The 18,261-nt window shown below is 59.4% G+C and carries 16 protein-coding genes, 3 tRNA genes and 1 riboswitch; of the genes, 15 read left to right on the top strand and 4 right to left on the bottom strand.

The window, feature by feature from the left end:
* Positions 1 to 40: 40 nt before the first annotated feature.
* The 7 genes from PCPL58_RS11060 (at position 41) to astE (ending at position 7,739) form a co-directional block, all read left to right on the top strand.
* Entirely contained in the window at positions 41 to 1,258 is a 1,218-nt protein-coding gene (locus tag PCPL58_RS11060; protein ID WP_004411082.1) for an aspartate aminotransferase family protein, read from the top strand.
* A gap of 133 nt (positions 1,259 to 1,391) precedes the next feature.
* Positions 1,392 to 2,423, top strand: a complete 1,032-nt coding sequence (gene aruF / locus PCPL58_RS11065; RefSeq protein WP_065349411.1) for an arginine/ornithine succinyltransferase subunit alpha — start codon at positions 1,392 to 1,394, stop codon at positions 2,421 to 2,423.
* Positions 2,424 to 2,486: 63 nt separating this feature from the next.
* Positions 2,487 to 3,512: an arginine N-succinyltransferase gene (gene astA, locus PCPL58_RS11070; protein WP_044309931.1), complete on the top strand. Its 1,026-nt coding sequence runs from the start codon at positions 2,487 to 2,489 to the stop codon at positions 3,510 to 3,512.
* Complete coding sequence (gene astD, locus PCPL58_RS11075) at positions 3,509 to 4,978, top strand: succinylglutamate-semialdehyde dehydrogenase (RefSeq protein WP_162273816.1); 1,470 nt, start codon at positions 3,509 to 3,511, stop codon at positions 4,976 to 4,978. The genes astA and astD overlap by 4 nt, the downstream gene beginning before the upstream one ends.
* Positions 4,979 to 5,024: 46 nt before the next feature.
* Complete coding sequence (astB, locus tag PCPL58_RS11080) at positions 5,025 to 6,371, top strand: N-succinylarginine dihydrolase (RefSeq protein WP_065349412.1); 1,347 nt, start codon at positions 5,025 to 5,027, stop codon at positions 6,369 to 6,371.
* A gap of 61 nt (positions 6,372 to 6,432) precedes the next feature.
* The gene (locus tag PCPL58_RS11085) at positions 6,433 to 6,720 is read left to right on the top strand and encodes a hypothetical protein (RefSeq protein WP_003314741.1); all 288 of its coding nucleotides are present in this window, start codon (positions 6,433 to 6,435) and stop codon (positions 6,718 to 6,720) included.
* Between the two features lie 11 nt (positions 6,721 to 6,731).
* Complete coding sequence (gene astE, locus PCPL58_RS11090) at positions 6,732 to 7,739, top strand: succinylglutamate desuccinylase (RefSeq protein WP_065349413.1); 1,008 nt, start codon at positions 6,732 to 6,734, stop codon at positions 7,737 to 7,739.
* A gap of 106 nt (positions 7,740 to 7,845) precedes the next feature.
* On the opposite strand, the gene PCPL58_RS11095 is transcribed toward astE, so the two are convergent.
* Entirely contained in the window at positions 7,846 to 8,358 is a 513-nt protein-coding gene (locus PCPL58_RS11095) for a 6,7-dimethyl-8-ribityllumazine synthase (RefSeq protein ID WP_044313592.1), read from the bottom strand.
* A 126-nt stretch (positions 8,359 to 8,484) separates the two neighbouring features.
* Positions 8,485 to 8,650, bottom strand: a riboswitch (FMN riboswitch).
* Positions 8,651 to 8,862: 212 nt separating this feature from the next.
* Here PCPL58_RS11095 and ltaE point away from each other — a divergent pair.
* The 7 genes from ltaE to PCPL58_RS11130 all read left to right on the top strand — a co-directional run bounded on the left by ltaE (position 8,863) and on the right by PCPL58_RS11130 (position 14,822).
* Positions 8,863 to 9,867, top strand: coding sequence for a low-specificity L-threonine aldolase (gene ltaE, locus PCPL58_RS11100; RefSeq protein WP_065349414.1), 1,005 nt, complete (start codon positions 8,863 to 8,865; stop codon positions 9,865 to 9,867).
* Positions 9,868 to 10,011: 144 nt separating this feature from the next.
* Complete coding sequence (alaS, locus tag PCPL58_RS11105) at positions 10,012 to 12,636, top strand: alanine--tRNA ligase (protein WP_003434584.1); 2,625 nt, start codon at positions 10,012 to 10,014, stop codon at positions 12,634 to 12,636.
* 91 nt (positions 12,637 to 12,727) lie between these two features.
* Positions 12,728 to 13,960 carry an aspartate kinase gene (locus PCPL58_RS11110; protein ID WP_003369901.1) on the top strand — a complete coding sequence of 411 codons (1,233 nt, stop codon included), beginning with the start codon at positions 12,728 to 12,730 and terminating at the stop codon, positions 13,958 to 13,960.
* A 170-nt stretch (positions 13,961 to 14,130) separates the two neighbouring features.
* Positions 14,131 to 14,319, top strand: a complete 189-nt coding sequence (gene csrA / locus PCPL58_RS11115; RefSeq protein ID WP_002554426.1) for a carbon storage regulator CsrA — start codon at positions 14,131 to 14,133, stop codon at positions 14,317 to 14,319.
* A 62-nt stretch (positions 14,320 to 14,381) separates the two neighbouring features.
* A tRNA-Ser gene (locus tag PCPL58_RS11120) sits at positions 14,382 to 14,472 on the top strand.
* Between the two features lie 109 nt (positions 14,473 to 14,581).
* Positions 14,582 to 14,658, top strand: a tRNA-Arg gene (locus PCPL58_RS11125).
* An 87-nt stretch (positions 14,659 to 14,745) separates the two neighbouring features.
* Positions 14,746 to 14,822, top strand: a tRNA-Arg gene (locus PCPL58_RS11130).
* Between the two features lie 44 nt (positions 14,823 to 14,866).
* Here the strand turns inward: PCPL58_RS11130 and bamE are convergent.
* Positions 14,867 to 15,358: an outer membrane protein assembly factor BamE domain-containing protein gene (gene bamE / locus PCPL58_RS11135; RefSeq protein WP_003434590.1), complete on the bottom strand. Its 492-nt coding sequence runs from the start codon at positions 15,356 to 15,358 to the stop codon at positions 14,867 to 14,869.
* 325 nt (positions 15,359 to 15,683) lie between these two features.
* Between bamE and mgtE the strand changes: the two genes are divergently transcribed.
* Positions 15,684 to 17,126 carry a magnesium transporter gene (gene mgtE / locus PCPL58_RS11140; protein WP_003434593.1) on the top strand — a complete coding sequence of 481 codons (1,443 nt, stop codon included), beginning with the start codon at positions 15,684 to 15,686 and terminating at the stop codon, positions 17,124 to 17,126.
* A 175-nt stretch (positions 17,127 to 17,301) separates the two neighbouring features.
* Here the strand turns inward: mgtE and PCPL58_RS11145 are convergent, their stop codons facing one another.
* Positions 17,302 to 17,628 (bottom strand): Arc family DNA-binding protein, encoded by a 327-nt coding sequence (locus tag PCPL58_RS11145; protein ID WP_002554423.1) that lies wholly within the window; start codon positions 17,626 to 17,628, stop codon positions 17,302 to 17,304.
* 429 nt (positions 17,629 to 18,057) lie between these two features.
* Positions 18,058 to 18,243 carry a PA3371 family protein gene (locus PCPL58_RS11150; RefSeq protein ID WP_003369912.1) on the bottom strand — a complete coding sequence of 62 codons (186 nt, stop codon included), beginning with the start codon at positions 18,241 to 18,243 and terminating at the stop codon, positions 18,058 to 18,060.
* Positions 18,244 to 18,261 lie beyond the last annotated feature (18 nt).

Here is an 18,261-nt window from a genome sequence, read left to right on the forward strand (position 1 = left end):
TCGCCAGTTTCAGGCAGGCGTTCCTCATCAGGAGACTCCGATGTCCGTTGAGCATGCTGCGGTGCAACGCGCCGATTTCGACCAGGTAATGGTCCCCAATTACGCCCCGGCCGGGTTCATCCCCGTGCGCGGTGCGGGCTCCCGGGTCTGGGATCAGGCGGGGCGCGAACTGGTGGATTTCTCGGGCGGGATCGCCGTCAACGTATTGGGCCACTGCCATCCGGCGCTGGTCGGTGCCTTGACCGAGCAGGCCAACAACCTCTGGCATGTGTCCAACGTCTTCACCAACGAGCCGACCCTGCGTCTGGCGAAAAAACTGGTGGATGCGACGTTCGCCGAGCGCGTGTTCTTCTGTAACTCCGGTGCTGAAGCCAACGAAGCCGCTTTCAAGCTGGCGCGTCGTGTGGCGCATGATCAGTACGGCCCGGAAAAGTACGAAATCATCGCGGCCCTGAACAGTTTTCATGGCCGTACCCTGTTCACTGTCAGCGTGGGTGGGCAGCCGAAGTACTCCGATGGTTTCGGGCCGAAGATCACCGGCATCAGCCATGTGCCGTACAACGACCTCGACGCACTGAAGGCCGCCGTTACCGACAAGACCTGTGCCGTGGTGCTGGAGCCGATCCAGGGCGAGGGCGGTGTGCTGCCGGGTCAGCTTGAGTACCTGCAAGGTGCGCGCAAGCTGTGTGACGAGCACAACGCGCTGCTGGTGTTCGATGAAGTGCAGAGCGGCATGGGCCGCAGCGGTCATCTGTTCGCCTACATGCATTACGGCGTGACCCCGGACATCCTTTCCAGCGCCAAGAGCATCGGCGGTGGTTTCCCACTGGCGGCCATGCTCACCACTGAAAAGCTCGCCAGGCACTTTGCGGTCGGCGTCCACGGCACCACCTATGGCGGTAACCCGCTGGCCTGCGCGGTTGGCGAAGCGGTCATCGATGTTGTCAATACGCCTGAAGTGCTGGCTGGCGTACAGCGCAAGCATCAGCAGTTCAAGACCCGTCTGGAAAGCATCGGCCAGCAGTATGGCGTGTTCAGCGAAGTGCGCGGTCTGGGCTTGCTGATCGGTTGCGTGTTATCCGATGCCTGGAAAGGCAAGGCCAAGGACATCTTCAATGCGGCCGAGGCCCAGGACCTGATGATTCTCCAGGCCGGCCCTGACGTGATTCGTTTCGCGCCGAGCCTGGTGATTGAAGACGCAGACATCGAAGAGGGCCTGAACCGCTTCGAACGCGCCATCGCCAAACTGACATCCTGACTCGATTGCAACCTTGCGGTGCCCGCCTGATGGCGGGCGCCGAACCTGTTTCCTGCGCCATGTGGCCTGACGCCGCGTGGTGCTCTTACTAGCGCCGGTCGTAAAGGCTGGTCGATCTACAAGGAGTGGCACCATGCTGGTAATGCGCCCTGCGCAAATGGCTGACCTGGCCGAGGTTCAACGCCTCGCTGCCGACAGCCCTATCGGTGTCACGTCCTTGCCCGACGATGCTGGCCGCCTGACCGACAAGATCGGCTCGTCGGAGGCGTCGTTTGCCGCCGAGGTCAGCTTCAACGGCGAAGAAACCTACTTCTTCGTGCTCGAAGACAGCGAAAGCGGCAAGCTGGTGGGCTGCTCGGGCATCGTGGCCTCGGCGGGCTACTCCGAGCCGTTCTACAGTTTCCGCAACGAAACCTTCGTGCATGCTTCCCGTGAGCTGAAGATCCATAACAAGATTCATGTGCTGTCGCAGTGTCATGACCTGACCGGCAACAGTCTGCTGACCAGTTTCTACGTGGTCCCGGAGCTGGTCGGCACGGCATGGTCGGAGCTCAATTCGCGCGGCCGTCTGCTGTTTGTCGCCAGCCACCCCGAGCGCTTTGCCGATTCGGTGGTGACCGAGATCGTCGGTTACAGCGATGAGCAGGGCGACTCACCATTCTGGGATGCCATCGGGCGCAACTTCTTCGATATCAATTACGCCGCTGCCGAACGCCTGTGCGGGCTGAAAAGCCGGACCTTCCTCGCCGAGCTGATGCCGCATTACCCGATCTACGTGCCATTGCTGCCTGACGCGGCGCAGGAGGCCATGGGTCAGGTGCATCCGCGTGCGCAGATCACCTTCGACATCCTGATGCGCGAAGGCTTTGAAACCGATCACTACATCGACATTTTCGACGGTGGACCGACGCTGCACGCGCGGGTATCCGGGATCCGTTCGATTGCCCAGAGCCGTCTGGTTCCGGTCAAGGTCGAGCCCGGGCAAGCCAGCGATGTCGGCAAGGGCGGGCGTCTGTATCTGATCGCCAATGGCCTGTTGCAGGACTACCGCGCGGTGCTCCTGGAGCTGGACTGGGCGCCCGGCAGGCCGGTGGTGCTGAGCCTCCAGGCTGCCGATGCCCTGGGTGTTGGCGAAGGTGCCAGTGTGCGGATCGTCGCGGTCTGAACCGGACGTTCGATAGCTGATTAGCGAGTTTCAAGGCTCTTGATGAGCCGCTGAGGAGATAACATGATCGTTCGTCCTGTACGCAGCAGCGACCTGCCCGCGTTGATCGAGCTGGCGCGCAGCACCGGCGCCGGTCTGACGACCCTGCCCGCCAATGAGCAGCGTCTGGCGCACCGGGTAGGCTGGGCCGAAAAGACCTTTCGCGGCGAAGCCGAGCGCGGCGACGCCGATTACCTGTTCGTGCTGGAAGATGATGACGGCCGGGTGGTGGGCATTTCCGCCATCGCCGGAGCGGTCGGTCTGCGCGAGCCCTGGTACAACTACCGGGTTGGTCTGACCGTCAGTGCTTCACAGGAGCTGAACATCTACCGGGAAATTCCGACCCTGTTCCTGGCCAACGACCTGACCGGCAATTCCGAGCTGTGCTCACTGTTCCTGCACAGCGATTCGCGCACCGGCCTCAACGGCCGCCTGCTGTCCAAGGCGCGCATGCTGTTCATCGCCGAATTCCCCAGGCTGTTCGGCAACAAGATCATTGCCGAAATGCGCGGCATGTCCGATGAGCAGGGCCGTTCGCCGTTCTGGGAAAGCCTGGGGCGGCACTTCTTCAAGATGGAATTCAGCCAGGCCGATTACCTGACCGGCGTGGGCAACAAGGCATTCATCGCCGAACTGATGCCCAAGTTTCCGTTGTACAGCTGCTTTCTTTCCGAAGACGCACGCAACGTGATCGGTCGGGTGCACGCCGACACCGAGCCTGCGCTGACCATGCTCAAGAGCGAGGGCTTTTCGTATCAGGGTTATGTCGACATCTTCGATGCCGGCCCGGCCATCGAGTGCGAGACCGGCAAGATTCGCGCAATCAAGGACAGCCAGGCGCTGGTGCTGGCCATCGGCACGCCCGGTGACGATGCTCCACAGTTCCTGATCTACAACCGCAAGCGTGAAGACTGCCGCGTGACCGTAGGCGCTGCGCGTTTTGCCGCTGGCACGCTGGTCGTCGCCCCGCAAACCGCCAGACGGCTGCGCATGAGTGCCGGCGACAACGTACGCGCGGTGCCCTTGTCTGCGGCGCGGGAGGGCGTTTGATGAATAGCCTTTACATCGCAGGTGCCTGGCAGGAAGGGCAGGGTGAGCTGGTCAAGTCGCTGAACCCCGTGACTCAGCAGGTGCTGTGGTCCGGGCGTGGCGCGAGCGCCGCGCAGGTCGAGCAAGCGGTGCAGGCGGCGCGTCAGGCATTTCCCGGCTGGGCGCTGCTGTCTCTGGATCAGCGCATCGCGGTACTGGAAGCCTTCGCTGCACGTCTCAAGCATCATGCCGACGCGCTGGCGCACTGCATCGGTGAAGAAACCGGCAAACCGTTGTGGGAGTCGGCGACCGAAGTGACCAGCATGGTCAACAAGATCGCCATCTCGGTGCAGAGCTATCGCGAACGAACCGGCGAAAAGAGCGGGCCACTGGGCGACGCCACTGCGGTACTGCGCCACAAGCCGCATGGCGTGGTCGCTGTGTTCGGCCCGTACAACTTTCCGGGGCATCTGCCCAACGGCCATATCGTCCCGGCCTTGCTGGCGGGCAACGTGGTGCTGTTCAAACCCAGCGAGCTGACACCGAAAGTCGCTGAGCTGACCGTCAACTGCTGGATCGAAGCCGGGCTGCCTGCCGGTGTCCTGAACCTGCTGCAGGGCGGTCGCGAAACCGGTATCGCGCTGGCGGCCAATCCGGGCATCGACGGCCTGTTCTTCACCGGGTCGAGCCGGACCGGCAATGCGCTGCACCAGCAGTTCGCCGGTCGGCCGGACAAGATTCTTGCGCTGGAAATGGGCGGTAACAACCCGTTGATCGTCGATCAGGTTCAGGATATCGATGCAGCGGTGTACACCATCATTCAGTCGGCCTTCATTTCCGCCGGCCAGCGCTGCACCTGTGCGCGTCGTCTGCTGGTACCCGAAGGCGACTGGGGGGATGCCTTGCTGGCACGACTGGTTGGCGTCAGCGCGACTATCGAAGCCGGGGCGTTCGATCAACAGCCTGCGCCGTTCATGGGCTCGGTGATTTCGCTGGAGGCCGCACGTGCCTTGCTCGACGCGCAGCGCGAGCTGCTCGCCAACGGCGCGCTGACTCTGTTGGAAATGCGCCAGCCGCAGCCCGGCGCCGCGCTGCTGACGCCGGGCATTATCGATGTCAGCGCGGTGCCGGATCGACCCGACGAAGAGCTGTTCGGCCCGCTGCTGCAGGTCATTCGCTACGCCGGTTTTGACGCCGCCATCGCCGAAGCCAACGCCACCCGTTATGGCCTGGCCGCAGGTTTGCTCTCGGACTCCGAAGCGCGTTATCAGCAGTTCTGGCTGCACAGCCGTGCCGGGATCGTCAACTGGAACAAGCCGTTGACCGGAGCCGCCAGCAGCGCTCCGTTCGGCGGGGTCGGTGCCTCGGGCAACCACCGCGCCAGCGCCTATTACGCGGCTGATTATTGCGCCTATCCGGTGGCTTCGCTGGAGGCGGGCAGCCTGACGCTGCCTGCGACACTGACCCCCGGTATCAGGCTGAGCTGACAGTGCGCACGATTGCTTATAAAAACAGATCCACGGAGCCTTGCCGATGAAGTCCTGTGAAGTGAATTTTGACGGTCTGGTCGGGCCAACCCACAACTACGGCGGGTTGTCCTACGGTAACGTTGCCTCCCAGAGTAACAGCCAGCAAAGCGCTAACCCGCGTGAGGCGGCGCTGCAAGGCCTGGCAAAAATGAAGGCGCTGATGGACCTGGGTTTTACCCAAGGCGTGCTGGCACCGCAGGAACGTCCTGATGTGTCCGGCCTGCGCCGTCTGGGCTTCACCGGCAGCGATGAGCAGGTGATTGAAAAGGCGGCCCGTCAGGACATGCCACTGCTGGTCGCCAGTTGCTCGGCATCCAGCATGTGGGTGGCCAACGCGGCCACGGTCAGCCCCAGTGCCGACACTGCCGATCGGCGCGTGCATTTCACGGCGGCCAACCTCAACTGCAAATACCACCGCAGCATCGAGCATCCGACCACCACTCGCGTGCTGGGCGCCATGTTCGCCGATGCAAAGCATTTCGCTCATCACCCTGCGTTACCGGCTGTCGCGCAGTTCGGTGATGAGGGCGCTGCCAACCACACCCGTTTCTGTCGTGATTACGGCGAGGCTGGGGTCGAGTTTTTTGTGTTCGGCCGCAGTGCGTTCGACACGCGCTACCCGGCGCCGCAGAAGTACCCGGCCCGTCAGACCCTGGAGGCGTCACGCGCCGTTGCGCGGCTGCACGGTCTGAGCGAGGCCGGCGTGGTCTATAGTCAGCAGAACCCGGCGGTCATTGATCAGGGTGTGTTCCATAACGATGTGATTGCGGTCGGCAACGGTGAGGTCTTGTTCTATCACCAAGACGCATTCCTCAATACCGAGCCGATGCTCGATGAGCTGCGCGACAAACTCAGTCGTGTCGGTGGGCAGTTGCGGGCGATTTGCGTACCGCGTGCCGAGGTCTCGGTTCAGGATGCCGTGCGCTCCTATCTGTTCAATAGCCAGCTGTTGTCGCGGGCCGATGGCTCGATGCTGCTGATCGTGCCGCAGGAATGCCAGGCTAATGCGAGCGTCTGGGCTTACCTGCAACGGCTGATTGCCGATGACAGCCCGGTTGCCGAGGTCAAGGTGTTCGACCTCAAGCAAAGCATGCAGAACGGCGGAGGTCCGGCCTGCCTGCGCTTGCGTGTGGCGCTCAATGACACCGAGCTGGCGGCGGTGAATCCGGGGGTGATCATGACCGCGCCGTTATACGAAACGTTGACGCAGTGGGTCGACAAGCACTACCGGGACCGCATGAGTGAAAGCGATCTGGCCGACCCCCGATTGCTCAACGAATGTCGCACGGCATTGGATGAACTGACGCAAATCCTTAAACTGGGCGCGGTTTATCCGTTTCAACTGAATTGAAGCACCCTGCGCGTCGGGCAATTGTCCTGCGCACTATTTCATTTATAGAGAGCATTCCTACATGAGCGACGCCCTGCAACTGATCCTTGAAGACACTGATGGCACCCAGCTGGAAACGTCCTGCACCCGCGTTGCCGTCATCTGGCAGGGCAAGGAATTGTGGATTCAGCAGGATGGCCGTGGCCAGTTGCTGATCGGCGTTGACGTCGAAGAAGACGACGCCGAATACGCCAACCTGCTGCTGCGTCCGCTGGCGACCAACCTGGTCAGCCTGCAACTGGAAATGGAGCCAGCCGACATGGGTGTCGAGGAAGACGGTCACGTTCACGGCCCTGACTGCAACCACTAAGGAAGCGCGCCATGCTCGCCCTCGGCAAACTGCTTGAACTGACCCTGGCTGGACGTGAGCCAGCGGAGAAGACTCAACTGACCGTCGAAGGCGTGCGCATGCGCTGGATGGGCGAGGGCGCGCTGGAAGTCCGCCCGCCAGAAGTTCGTGATAATGGCACCGATCTGCTGCTGTCTGCCGGTATCCATGGCAACGAGACGGCACCCATCGAGCTGCTGGATGAACTGATCCGCGGCATCGCGCGCGGCGACCTGAAACCGCGCGCACGTATTCTGTTCCTGTTCGGCAATCCCGACGCCATGCGACGCGGGACGCGTTTTGTCGAGCAGGATGTCAATCGGCTGTTCAATGGCCGGCACGAGCAGAGTGGTGGCGCCGAGGCCTTGCGCGCTTGCGAGCTGGAGCGACTGGCAGCCACTTTCTTCGGTCTGCCGGACCGCTACCGCCTGCATTACGACCTGCACACGGCCATTCGTGGCTCGACGATCGAGCAATTCGCGCTGTACCCGTGGAAGGAGGGACGTAATCATTCGCGGCTTGAACTGGCCCGGCTGCGGGCTGCGGGTATGAGTGCGGTGTTGCTGCAAAACAAGCCGTCCATTGTGTTCAGCGCCTACACCTACGATCAGTTGGGTGCCGAGGCCTTCACTCTGGAACTGGGCAAGGCGCGGCCGTTCGGGCAGAACCAGCAGGTCAATCTTGGGCCACTGCGCTTGTGTCTCGAGCAGCTCATCGAGGGCACCGAGCCCGAGCGGGATGACGATCTTGAAGGGTTGCAGCTGTTCAGCGTGGCGCGGGAAGTGATCAAGCGTACCGATGCGTTTACGTTCAATCTGGCCGATGACGTCGAGAACTTCTCGCCGCTGGAAAAAGGCTACGTGCTGGCCGAAGACGCGGGTGGTTCACGCTGGGTAGTGGAAGAGGAGGGTGCGAGGATCATCTTTCCCAACCCCAGGGTCAAAAACGGCCTGCGGGCGGGGATTCTGATCGTACCCACTGATGCGGATAGCCTCGGCTGATCGCCCGGCACCCTCAAGACCGGACGCAGAGCGTCCAGAACGGCGTTCCCACGCTGGAGCGTGAGGAACGATAGGTGTCCGGGAGAACACCTACCGATGCTTCGTCTTAGCAGGCCGCTTTCTGCTGTGCATCCAGACGGCGCAGACTGCGTACCTTGTTCAGGGTGTCAGCGCAGGTCTTGGCCGCTTCTTCGCCCTTGTGCACGAAGTGATCGAAGAAGAACTTGTGATGCTCTTCGCCTGCATGGAAATGATGCGGTGTCAGGACCACGGAGAACACCGGTACTTCGGTTTCCAGTTGGACCTGCATCAATGCGCTGACCACTGACTGCGCGACGAATTCGTGACGATAGATGCCTCCGTCCACTACCAGTGCGGCGCCGACGATGCCAGCGTAGCGGCCGGTATTGGCCAGCAGTTTTGCATGCAGCGGGATTTCAAAGGCGCCGCCCACTTCAAAGATGTCGATATCGCTTTCGGCATAGCCCTGATTGGCCATCTCGGCGATAAACCCTTTACGGCTCTGGTCGACGATATCCTTGTGCCAGCAGGCCTGGATGAACGCGACACGCTCGTTTGCGTGGCTTTTGCTTTTGCTGTCGATTGCAGTTGGTTGCACGTGTTCTGACTCCTGTTTATGGAAAAAACAGGGCATTTGGATCGAAAGGGATTCAAGCTGCGTAGGAAAGCCTCCTGAACGATGTCGTTCATGGATAGGTTTTACAGACGTTCTTGCTGACACCAATCCCGCTCTCTCTTCATCCGGACTATGACCGTCGGCCCCGGAATCACACCGGGTCTGCTGACCTTGCAGATAGCAGCCAAAGCCGCGATCCCCAAGCGCTCGCGGGCTAGACGCATTGCGCGTCATTACCGCCGGTGGGGAATTGCACCCCGCCCTGAGAACGTTGCCGTCACTTTACGTGGCCGGCGCGAGATTTTTATCATAGTTCGATGGATCATGCATGGACACTTTCGTACGGTACACCTACCTTTTTCTTATAAGGGCACGGAGTATCGAGAGCGGCGGTGCTTGATTATCATGTACCGCGGCCTCAGTAATGCCTTGTTGCAAGCCAAAGGTTGCATGCATTATCGATCTTCAACTTCAGGGAGCTTTTTCGTGACTGTCATCGATCTGCGCAGCGACACAGTGACTCTGCCTACGGCCGGCATGCTCGATGCCATGGCACGTGCGCCCGTTGGCGATGACGTCTACGGTGAGGACCCTACGGTCAATCTGCTCGAAGCAACGCTCGCCGGGCGTCTCGGGTTCGACGCCGCGCTGTTCGTGCCGTCTGGCACCATGAGCAATCTGCTGGCGCTGATGGCGCACTGTGAACGCGGCGATGAGTACATCGTCGGCCAGCAGGCCCACACCTATAAGTACGAAGGTGGCGGTGCGGCAGTGCTGGGCTCTATTCAGCCGCAGCCACTGGAGGTACAGGCCAACGGTTCTCTGGACCTGCGGCAGGTGCTCGACGCCATCAAACCCGATGACTTTCACTTCGCCCGCACGCGCCTGCTGGCTCTGGAAAACACCATGCAGGGCAAAGTGCTGCCCCTGGACTACCTGGCTGCCGCGCGTACCCTGACCCTGGAAAAGGGGCTCGCTCTCCACCTGGACGGCGCACGGCTGTACAACGCTTCGGTCAGGCTGGGTGTGGATGTTCGCGAGATTACCCGGCACTTCGATTCTGTTTCGGTCTGCCTCTCCAAGGGGCTGGGCGCGCCGATCGGCTCGGTGCTCTGCGGTTCGCACCCGTTGATCGCCAAGGCCCGCCGCTTGCGCAAGATGCTGGGCGGTGGCATGCGTCAGGCTGGAGGGCTGGCTGCGGCAGGGCTCTACGCGCTGGATCATCAGGTCGAGCGGTTGGCGGATGACCATGCCAACGCGGCGTTTCTGGCTGAAGGCCTGAGCGGGCTCGGCTACGCTGTCGAGCCGGTGCAGACCAATATGGTCTATGTGCCGATCGGCGAGCGCGCGGCATCGCTCAAGGCGTTCTGCGCCGAGCGGGGCATCGTACTCACGGCCGCACCGCGGCTGCGTATGGTGACCCACCTGAACGTGTCGCGCGCTCAGATCGAACAGGTCATCGCCGCATTCGCAGCCTTTGAACACTCATGACATGCCGATAATCCAGTTACTTGTTTCTATCGCACAAACACACTGTACCGAGGGCGCAACGCCTATATAATGCGGCCCTTTGCCGTCGCTACGTCATTTGACGTTTTGCACTTGCCTCTGGCCGCAGTCTCCGTGGAAGAACCTATGAAAAGCGCAGAAATCCGTGAAGCCTTCCTTGGCTTCTTCGAAGAGCAAGGCCACACTCGTGTCGCTTCAAGCTCCTTGATTCCGGGCAACGACCCAACCCTGCTGTTCACCAACGCAGGCATGAACCAGTTCAAGGATTGCTTCCTGGGCCAGGAAAAGCGTGCCTACACCCGCGCCGTTACCAGTCAGAAATGCGTGCGTGCCGGTGGCAAGCACAACGACCTGGAAAACGTCGGCTATACCGCTCGTCACCATACTTTTTTCGAAATGCTGGGCAACTTCAGCTTCGGTGACTATTTCAAGCGTGATGCCATCACCTACGCCTGGACGTTCCTGACCTCCGAAAAATGGCTCAACCTGCCCAAGGAAAAACTCTGGGTCACGGTGTACGCCACTGACGATGAAGCCTATGACATCTGGACCAAGGAGATCGGCGTGCCAGCCGAGCGCATGGTTCGCATTGGCGACAACAAAGGCGCACCGTACGCCTCCGATAACTTCTGGACCATGGGCGATACCGGCCCGTGCGGTCCTTGCAGCGAGATTTTCTTCGACCACGGCCCGGAAATCTGGGGTGGCCCGCCAGGCTCGCCGGAAGAAGACGGCGACCGTTACATCGAAATCTGGAACAACGTATTCATGCAGTTCAACCGGACTGCAGATGGTGTGCTGCACCCGCTGCCAGCGCCTTCGGTCGATACCGGCATGGGCCTGGAGCGTGTCAGTGCGGTTCTGCAGCACGTGCACTCCAACTACGAAATCGATCTGTTCCAGAGCCTGCTGGCTGCGTCTGCCAAGGCCATTGGTTGCAGCAATGACAACCAGGCTTCGCTGAAGGTCGTGGCTGACCACATTCGCTCGTGCGGCTTCCTGATCGCCGACGGCGTGCTGCCGTCCAATGAAGGTCGCGGTTATGTGCTGCGCCGCATCATTCGTCGCGCCTGCCGTCACGGCAACAAGCTGGGTGCCAAGGGCAGCTTCTTCTACCAGATCGTTGCCGCGCTGGTTGCCGAGATGGGGTCTGCGTTCCCTGAGCTGGTGCAGCAGCAGTCGCACATCGAACGCGTGCTCAAAGGCGAAGAAGAGCAGTTCGCCAAGACCCTCGAGCAAGGTCTGAAAATCCTCGAACAGGATCTGGCCGACCTCAAAGGCACTGTGGTTCCGGGCGAAGTGGTGTTCAAGCTGTACGACACCTATGGCTTCCCGATGGACCTGACAGGCGACATCGCCCGTGAGCGTAATCTGACCCTGGACGAAGCAGGCTTCGAGCGTGAAATGGACGCCCAGCGCGTGCGCGCCCGTTCGGCCAGTTCGTTCGGCATGGATTACAACAGCCTGGTCAAGGTCGATGTGGCCACCCAGTTCACCGGTTACTCGGCGACCACTGGCAGCGCCAGCGTCGTGGCCCTCTATAAGGAAGGCCAGTCGGTTTCTCACCTGAATGAAGGTGAAGAGGGCGTGGTGATTCTCGACGTCACTCCGTTCTACGCCGAGTCGGGCGGTCAGATCGGTGACAGTGGTTTCCTGCAGGCCGGTGACGCGCGCTTTGACGTCAGTGATACCACCAAGACCGGCGGCGCCTTCCTGCACCACGGCGTTGTGGCGTCCGGCAGCCTGAGCGTTGGCGCGCAGGTTGAAACACAAGTGGCCGATGAAGTTCGCGATGCAACCAAATTGAACCATTCGGCCACTCACTTGCTGCATGCCGCATTGCGTCAGGTGCTGGGTGAGCACGTTCAGCAGAAAGGCTCGCTGGTCGACAGTCAGCGTCTGCGCTTCGACTTCAGCCACTTCGAAGCGATCAAGGCCGAGCAACTGCGCGCGCTGGAAGATATCGTCAACGCCGAGATTCGCAAGAACACCGAGGTCATGACCGAAGAAACCGATATCGACACGGCGAAGAAGAAGGGCGCCATGGCGCTGTTCGGCGAGAAGTACGGCGACAGCGTTCGCGTACTGAGCATGGGCGGCGAGTTTTCCGTCGAGCTGTGTGGTGGCATTCACGCCAGCCGCACCGGTGACATCGCGCTGTTCAAGATCGTCAGTGAAGGCGGTGTCGCAGCAGGCGTGCGCCGTATCGAGGCAGTCACCGGCGCTGCGGCCCTGGCCTGGCTGAATTCGGCCGAAGATCAACTTAAGGAAGCCGCGACGCTGGTCAAAGGCAATCGCGACAACCTGCTGGACAAGCTGACGGCGGTGATTGAACGCAACCGTCTGCTGGAAAAACAACTGGAACAACTGCAAGCCAAGGCAGCCAGTGCCGCCGGTGACGACCTGTCATCAGCTGCGCTGGATGTCAAAGGGGTCAAGGTTCTGGCCACGCGCCTGGATGGTCAGGACGGCAAGGCGCTGTTGGCGCTTGTCGATCAGTTGAAGAACAAGCTCGGCCGCGCAGTGATCCTGCTCGGCAGTGTTCATGAGGACAAGGTTGTCTTGGTCGCAGGCGTGACCAAGGACCTGACTGGCCAACTCAAAGCCGGTGATTTGATGAAGCAGGCAGCTGCCGCCGTAGGTGGTAAAGGTGGTGGCCGTCCTGATATGGCTCAAGGCGGTGGTGTCGATGCCGGTGCGCTGGATTCAGCGCTGGCACTGGCCGTTCCTTTTGTAGAGCAGGGTATCTGAGTCGGGTCAGCAGGCCTGCCGCACACCGGCAGGCCTTACTTGGACTCGAATGTTAATGGGTGCTCTTAACGGGATTTGAGGCGGCTTTGAGATGGCTTTAATCGTACAGAAATTTGGCGGCACCTCCGTGGGCTCTGTAGAGCGCATCGAGCAGGTGGCCGACAAGGTCAAGAAATTCCGTGAGGCGGGTGACGACCTGGTGGTTGTGCTGTCGGCCATGAGCGGTGAAACCAATCGTCTGATCGAGCTGGCCAGGCAGATCAGTGATCAGCCGGTTCCCCGTGAGCTGGATGTCATTGTCTCCACGGGCGAGCAGGTGACCATCGCGCTGCTGGCGATGGCCTTGATGAAGCGTGGCGTTCCGGCGGTGTCCTACACCGGCAATCAGGTGCGTATTCTCACCGACAGCGCGCACAACAAGGCGCGCATCCTGCAGATCGACGACCAGAAGATCCGCTCCGACCTGAAAGCGGGTCGTGTGGTGGTGGTCGCCGGTTTCCAGGGTGTCGACGAACACGGCAACATCACGACCCTCGGGCGTGGTGGCTCGGACACGACCGGTGTTGCCCTGGCGGCGGCGCTGAAAGCGGACGAGTGCCAGATCTACACCGACGTCGATGGCGTCTACACCACTGATCCGCGCGTCGTGTCGCAGGCCCAGCGTCTCGACAAGATCACCTTCGAAGAGATGCTGGAAATGGCCAGCCTCGGTTCCAAGGTGCTGCAGATCCGTGCGGTCGAATTCGCCGGCAAATACAATGTCCCGCTGCGCGTTCTGCACAGCTTCAAAGAGGGGCCGGGCACCCTTATTACAATCGATGAAGAGGAATCCATGGAACAGCCGATCATTTCCGGCATCGCCTTCAACCGCGATGAAGCCAAGCTGACCATCCGTGGTGTGCCAGACACCCCCGGCGTGGCGTTCAAGATTCTCGGCCCGATCAGCGCGGCCAATATCGAAGTGGACATGATCGTGCAGAACGTCTCGCACGATAACACCACCGATTTCACCTTCACGATCCATCGCAACGACTATCAGGCGGCCTTGCAGGTGCTTGAGGCTACCGCGCGTGAAATCAGCGCGCGTGAGGTTTCCGGCGATACCAAGATCGCCAAGGTGTCCATCGTCGGCGTTGGTATGCGCTCGCATGCCGGCGTTGCCAGTCGTATGTTCGAAGCGCTGGCCAAGGAGAGCATCAATATCCAGATGATCTCCACATCGGAAATCAAGGTTTCCGTGGTCATCGAAGAGAAATACCTGGAGTTGGCTGTGCGCGCACTGCACACGGCCTTTGAGCTGGATGCTCCGCGGCAGGGTGAATGACCCTGTCATCGAAGGGCGCGGCGTGACCGCGTCTTTCGGGTGCTGCGCAGAAGGGCTTTTGTTTTCTTTGCGTTAGTCGATATACAGGTAGTGGTTATGGCGTTTTGCTACTGTCACTGCCTATAGGTTTGCAGACTGTTGTCCCTGAATAAAGGCGTAAGGAGAAAAGTATGCTGATTCTGACTCGTCGGTGCGCGGAAAGCCTGATCATTGGAGATGGTGAGATCACCGTCACCGTGCTCGGAGTGAAGGGTAATCAGGTGCGTATTGGTGTCAATGCGCCCAAGGAAGTCGCGGTTCATCGTGAAGAGATTTACCTGCGTATCAAGAAAGAGAAGGACGAAGAACCAAGCCATTAATTTTTATTGAATTTTTGGTTTGCAAACGGGGAAAAGGGTGGTTATTATACGCCCCGTGTTGCGGAGAGCTGGCCGAGTGGCCGAAGGCGCTCCCCTGCTAAGGGAGTACACCTCAAAAGGGTGTCGGGGGTTCGAATCCCCCGTTCTCCGCCATTATTTATGTAGTGCGTAAGATTGGGCTTGATCTGTAAGTTGTTGAATTTACTAGAAAAAGTGCTTGACTAAACAATTTTACGACCTATAATGCGCGGCACCAACACATGCACTCGTAGCTCAGCTGGATAGAGTACTCGGCTACGAACCGAGCGGTCACAGGTTCGAATCCTGTCGAGTGCACCATTTAAAGTTGTTTGAAGTGTTGTAAGTAATTACAAGGTTTCCGATAACTGGCTCCAACCAGAGGTGATCTGGTCTAAAAACACCAATGCACTCGTAGCTCAGCTGGATAGAGTACTCGGCTACGAACCGAGCGGTCACAGGTTCGAATCCTGTCGAGTGCACCATACAAACGAAAAGCCCACATCGAAAGATGTGGGCTTTTTGCTTTCTAGCGTTTTCCTTTAACGCATCCGTTCTCGTCAAATGTCACCTTATTGCTGCGGCCTTTTTTCTGGTTGTACACGTAATGCAATTCTCCGTTGCGGTTAGTGACTTTGTCGGGGCGTCCCAGCAGGCTCTCGACATCACGCTGCGTCATACCGGGAGGGGTGCGCTGGTTGATGATCGCAGCCCGGCGCTGTTCGGCACTCAAGCGGTTTCCACAGCCATCATCGCGTGTGCCGACCACGACCAGTGTCTGATCTGCCGGTTTTCCACGCGCGGTTTGCGCAGTGTTGGCGGGCGGCAGTACATCGATACGGGTTCCCGGTGGTGCGTTGAAGGCTCTCTGCAGGCGGGTACTGTGCCCATCCGGGCAGCCGAGGGTGGTAAACGTAATCTTTCCGGATGCATCCTCGCAGCGATGAACGTTGCTGGCGGTTGCAGCGGCAGGAAGGCAGAGCAGGGCGCTCCACAGCAGCAGATGATTTTCAGGTCGCATGCTCAAGGTCCTCCGTGACAGGTGTCGGCAAAGGCTAACTGCGGTCTTTGAAAGGGGCGAGCGTGTTTTATTGGCTGAATGTGACGTCGAACCCTGGCTGGCTTACGGAGTTGTGCAGGTTTGCGCTGCAAACGGTTGTTATGAGCTGAATTTTCTCGCGTGCGCTTCGCTCAAAGCGGTGTATCATTGCGCCCGTCAGCTCCGCCGGGGCTTGTGGAACACCTCCATGGACATACCCAGTCGTTACTCGATAATGTTTTTCAACAATCATGAATTAACTGATTGATCTCCCGGCGTGCTTCGCTGCTGGGAGTGGAGTTCGCCTATGACCGAAAGAGAAGTAAAAAAAACGCAGGAAAGCTTGCAGGATCGCCTGGCTCAGGTTGTCGATCTGCTGCAGCGCCAGCGTATTGTTGAAGACCTGACCCACCGTCAGGAAGGTCAGCATCAGGACCGTGTAGAAAACCTGGTTCACCGGCAGAACCTCGTCGAGTTGCAACGCAAGCTCGAAGACCTTCACTCTGCCGACGTCGCCTATATCCTTGAAGCCTTGCCCCTGGAAGACCGCCTGACCGTCTGGCAGCTGGTCAAGGCCGAGCGCGACGGCGACATTCTTCTTGAAGTATCCGATTCCGTTCGTGAAACCCTGATCGCCGACATGGACGATCATGAGTTGCTTGCGGCGGCACGGGACATGGACGCCGACGAACTGGCCGACCTTGCTCCCGAGTTGCCCCGCGACGTCGTTCACGAGCTCATGGAAACACTGGATTCACAGCAGCGTGAGCGCGTGCGGTCGGCCTTGTCCTATGACGAGGATCAGGTCGGTGCGCTGATGGACTTCGAGATGGTGACGATCCGTGAGGATGTCAGCCTTGAAGTCGTGCTGCGCTACCTGCGCAGGCTCAAAGAGCTGCCTGGTCACACCGACAAACTGTTCGTAGTCGATTCCGAGGGTGTGCTCAAGGGCGTGCTGCCGATCAAGCGTCTGCTGGTCAATGATCCGGAGAAGCAGGTTGGCGAAGTCATGGCCAACGATCCGGTCAGCTTTCACCCTGAAGACGATGCCTACGATGCGGCACAGGCGTTTGAGCGTTACGACCTTATCTCCACGCCGGTCGTGGACAAGAACGGCAAGCTGATCGGCCGTCTGACCATCGATGAAATGGTCGACCTGATCCGTGAGGAAAGCGAGAGCGAAGTCCTCAACATGGCGGGTCTGCGTGAAGAAGAAGACATCTTCGCGTCGGTATGGCGTTCGCTGCGCAACCGCTGGTCCTGGCTGGCAGTCAACCTGGTAACCGCGTTTCTGGCCTCGCGTGTGATCGGCCTGTTCGAAGGCTCCATCGAGAAGTTGGTGGCGCTCGCTGCGCTGATGCCTATCGTGGCCGGGATTGGCGGCAACTCCGGTAACCAGACCATCACCATGATCGTCCGCGCGATGGCGCTGGATCAGGTCAATACCGGTAATACGGCGCGATTGCTGCGCAAGGAGCTGGCTGTCGGCTTGATCAATGGTCTGATCTGGGGGGGGGTGATCGGCGTGGTCGCCTACTTCCTGTATGACAGCTGGTCGCTGGGTGTGGTCATGACCGCAGCCATGACGCTCAACCTGTTGCTGGCAGCGCTGATGGGTGTTTCCATTCCTATGGCGCTTGCACGTTTGGGGCGAGATCCCGCGATGGGGGCGAGCGTCATGATTACGGCGATGACCGACAGCGGCGGCTTCTTCATCTTTCTCGGGCTGGCGACGATCTTTCTGCTCTAAGGCTCGCGACGGCTAGAGTCTATTGAAATAAAAAAACCGCCATGATCAGGCGGTTTTTTTATGCTTCCGCCAAGTCTTCAGGTCGCTGTGTAACGCAATAAGCCGACGACTAATAAAGAAAAGGCTACAACGAAAAAGGCCAGCTTTCGCTGGCCTTTGTCTGTTACGTCAAATCTCAGGACTCTTCGGAAGCGAGTTCCGTGTCATGAGCAATCAGCGAAACAAGAGCGTTCTGTTGACGATGTGAAAGCTGACGAAAGCGCTGCAGCAGCTCGCGTTCGTGCAAGGACAGCTCAGGACTATCGAGGCGCAGGCTTGGTTCATCACCAAGAGCACCTTCCTGAATCAGGCTTTGTTCGAGACGAGCGATGATTTCCGAGTTCATGCTGCGGTGATGATTCTTGGCTACCTCTTGCACGCGATTACGCATGCCGTCTGGTAGGCGAACGACGAACTTGTCAGCCGTGCGGCTGGAATAAGTAGCCTGTTTCATAGGGCTCATATATTTAACCGGTTAGTTCAGGGGAAGCGGTTCTAGCAAGTGGCCGCAAGATTGTCACAGTCAGACAATCATTTTGGCCAAATGTTCAACCGGGGTTCCAAGGGGCCGACATCATGCCGTATTACGTCGAATCCTTGGCGTCAATTCTGTGACAAATATTGACTCAGGTAGCGGCGTATTGCCAGCACCAATTATCAGAAATGCGAGCGAATTTGCAAACTCATCACATTTGTCCCCGGATAAAAGGGCACGCCATTGAGCTTTTTTGCTGTCATGGCCATTTGACTCTGAGTACGCGTCTAAATTCAGCGTGACCGATGTTAGCCGACAAAGGGTTGGCTGCGGTGCAGGAAGGTTCTTTCGGAGGAGGGGAGATTCTGGATGCGAACGGTCAGACGACCGTGCAAATTACCGCGGGTAGCTTCGCTGTCAGCGAAGCACCGGGTCGAATTTGAAGCGGCGACCGACGAACAACGCAACCACGAAGAGACTGGCGAACACGCCTGCGGCGATGTTTGCAGCGATACTCATGGCCTGTGCATTAACAGGAAGCAAAAGGTCGGCGACGACAGCCATGATCGCCAGGACCAGAAATGACAACGCGGATTTTGACATGGCTACTCTCTCTTGGAA

The sequence above is a fragment of the Pseudomonas cerasi genome, from assembly GCF_900074915.1.
GTDB lineage: Bacteria > Pseudomonadota > Gammaproteobacteria > Pseudomonadales > Pseudomonadaceae > Aquipseudomonas > Aquipseudomonas cerasi.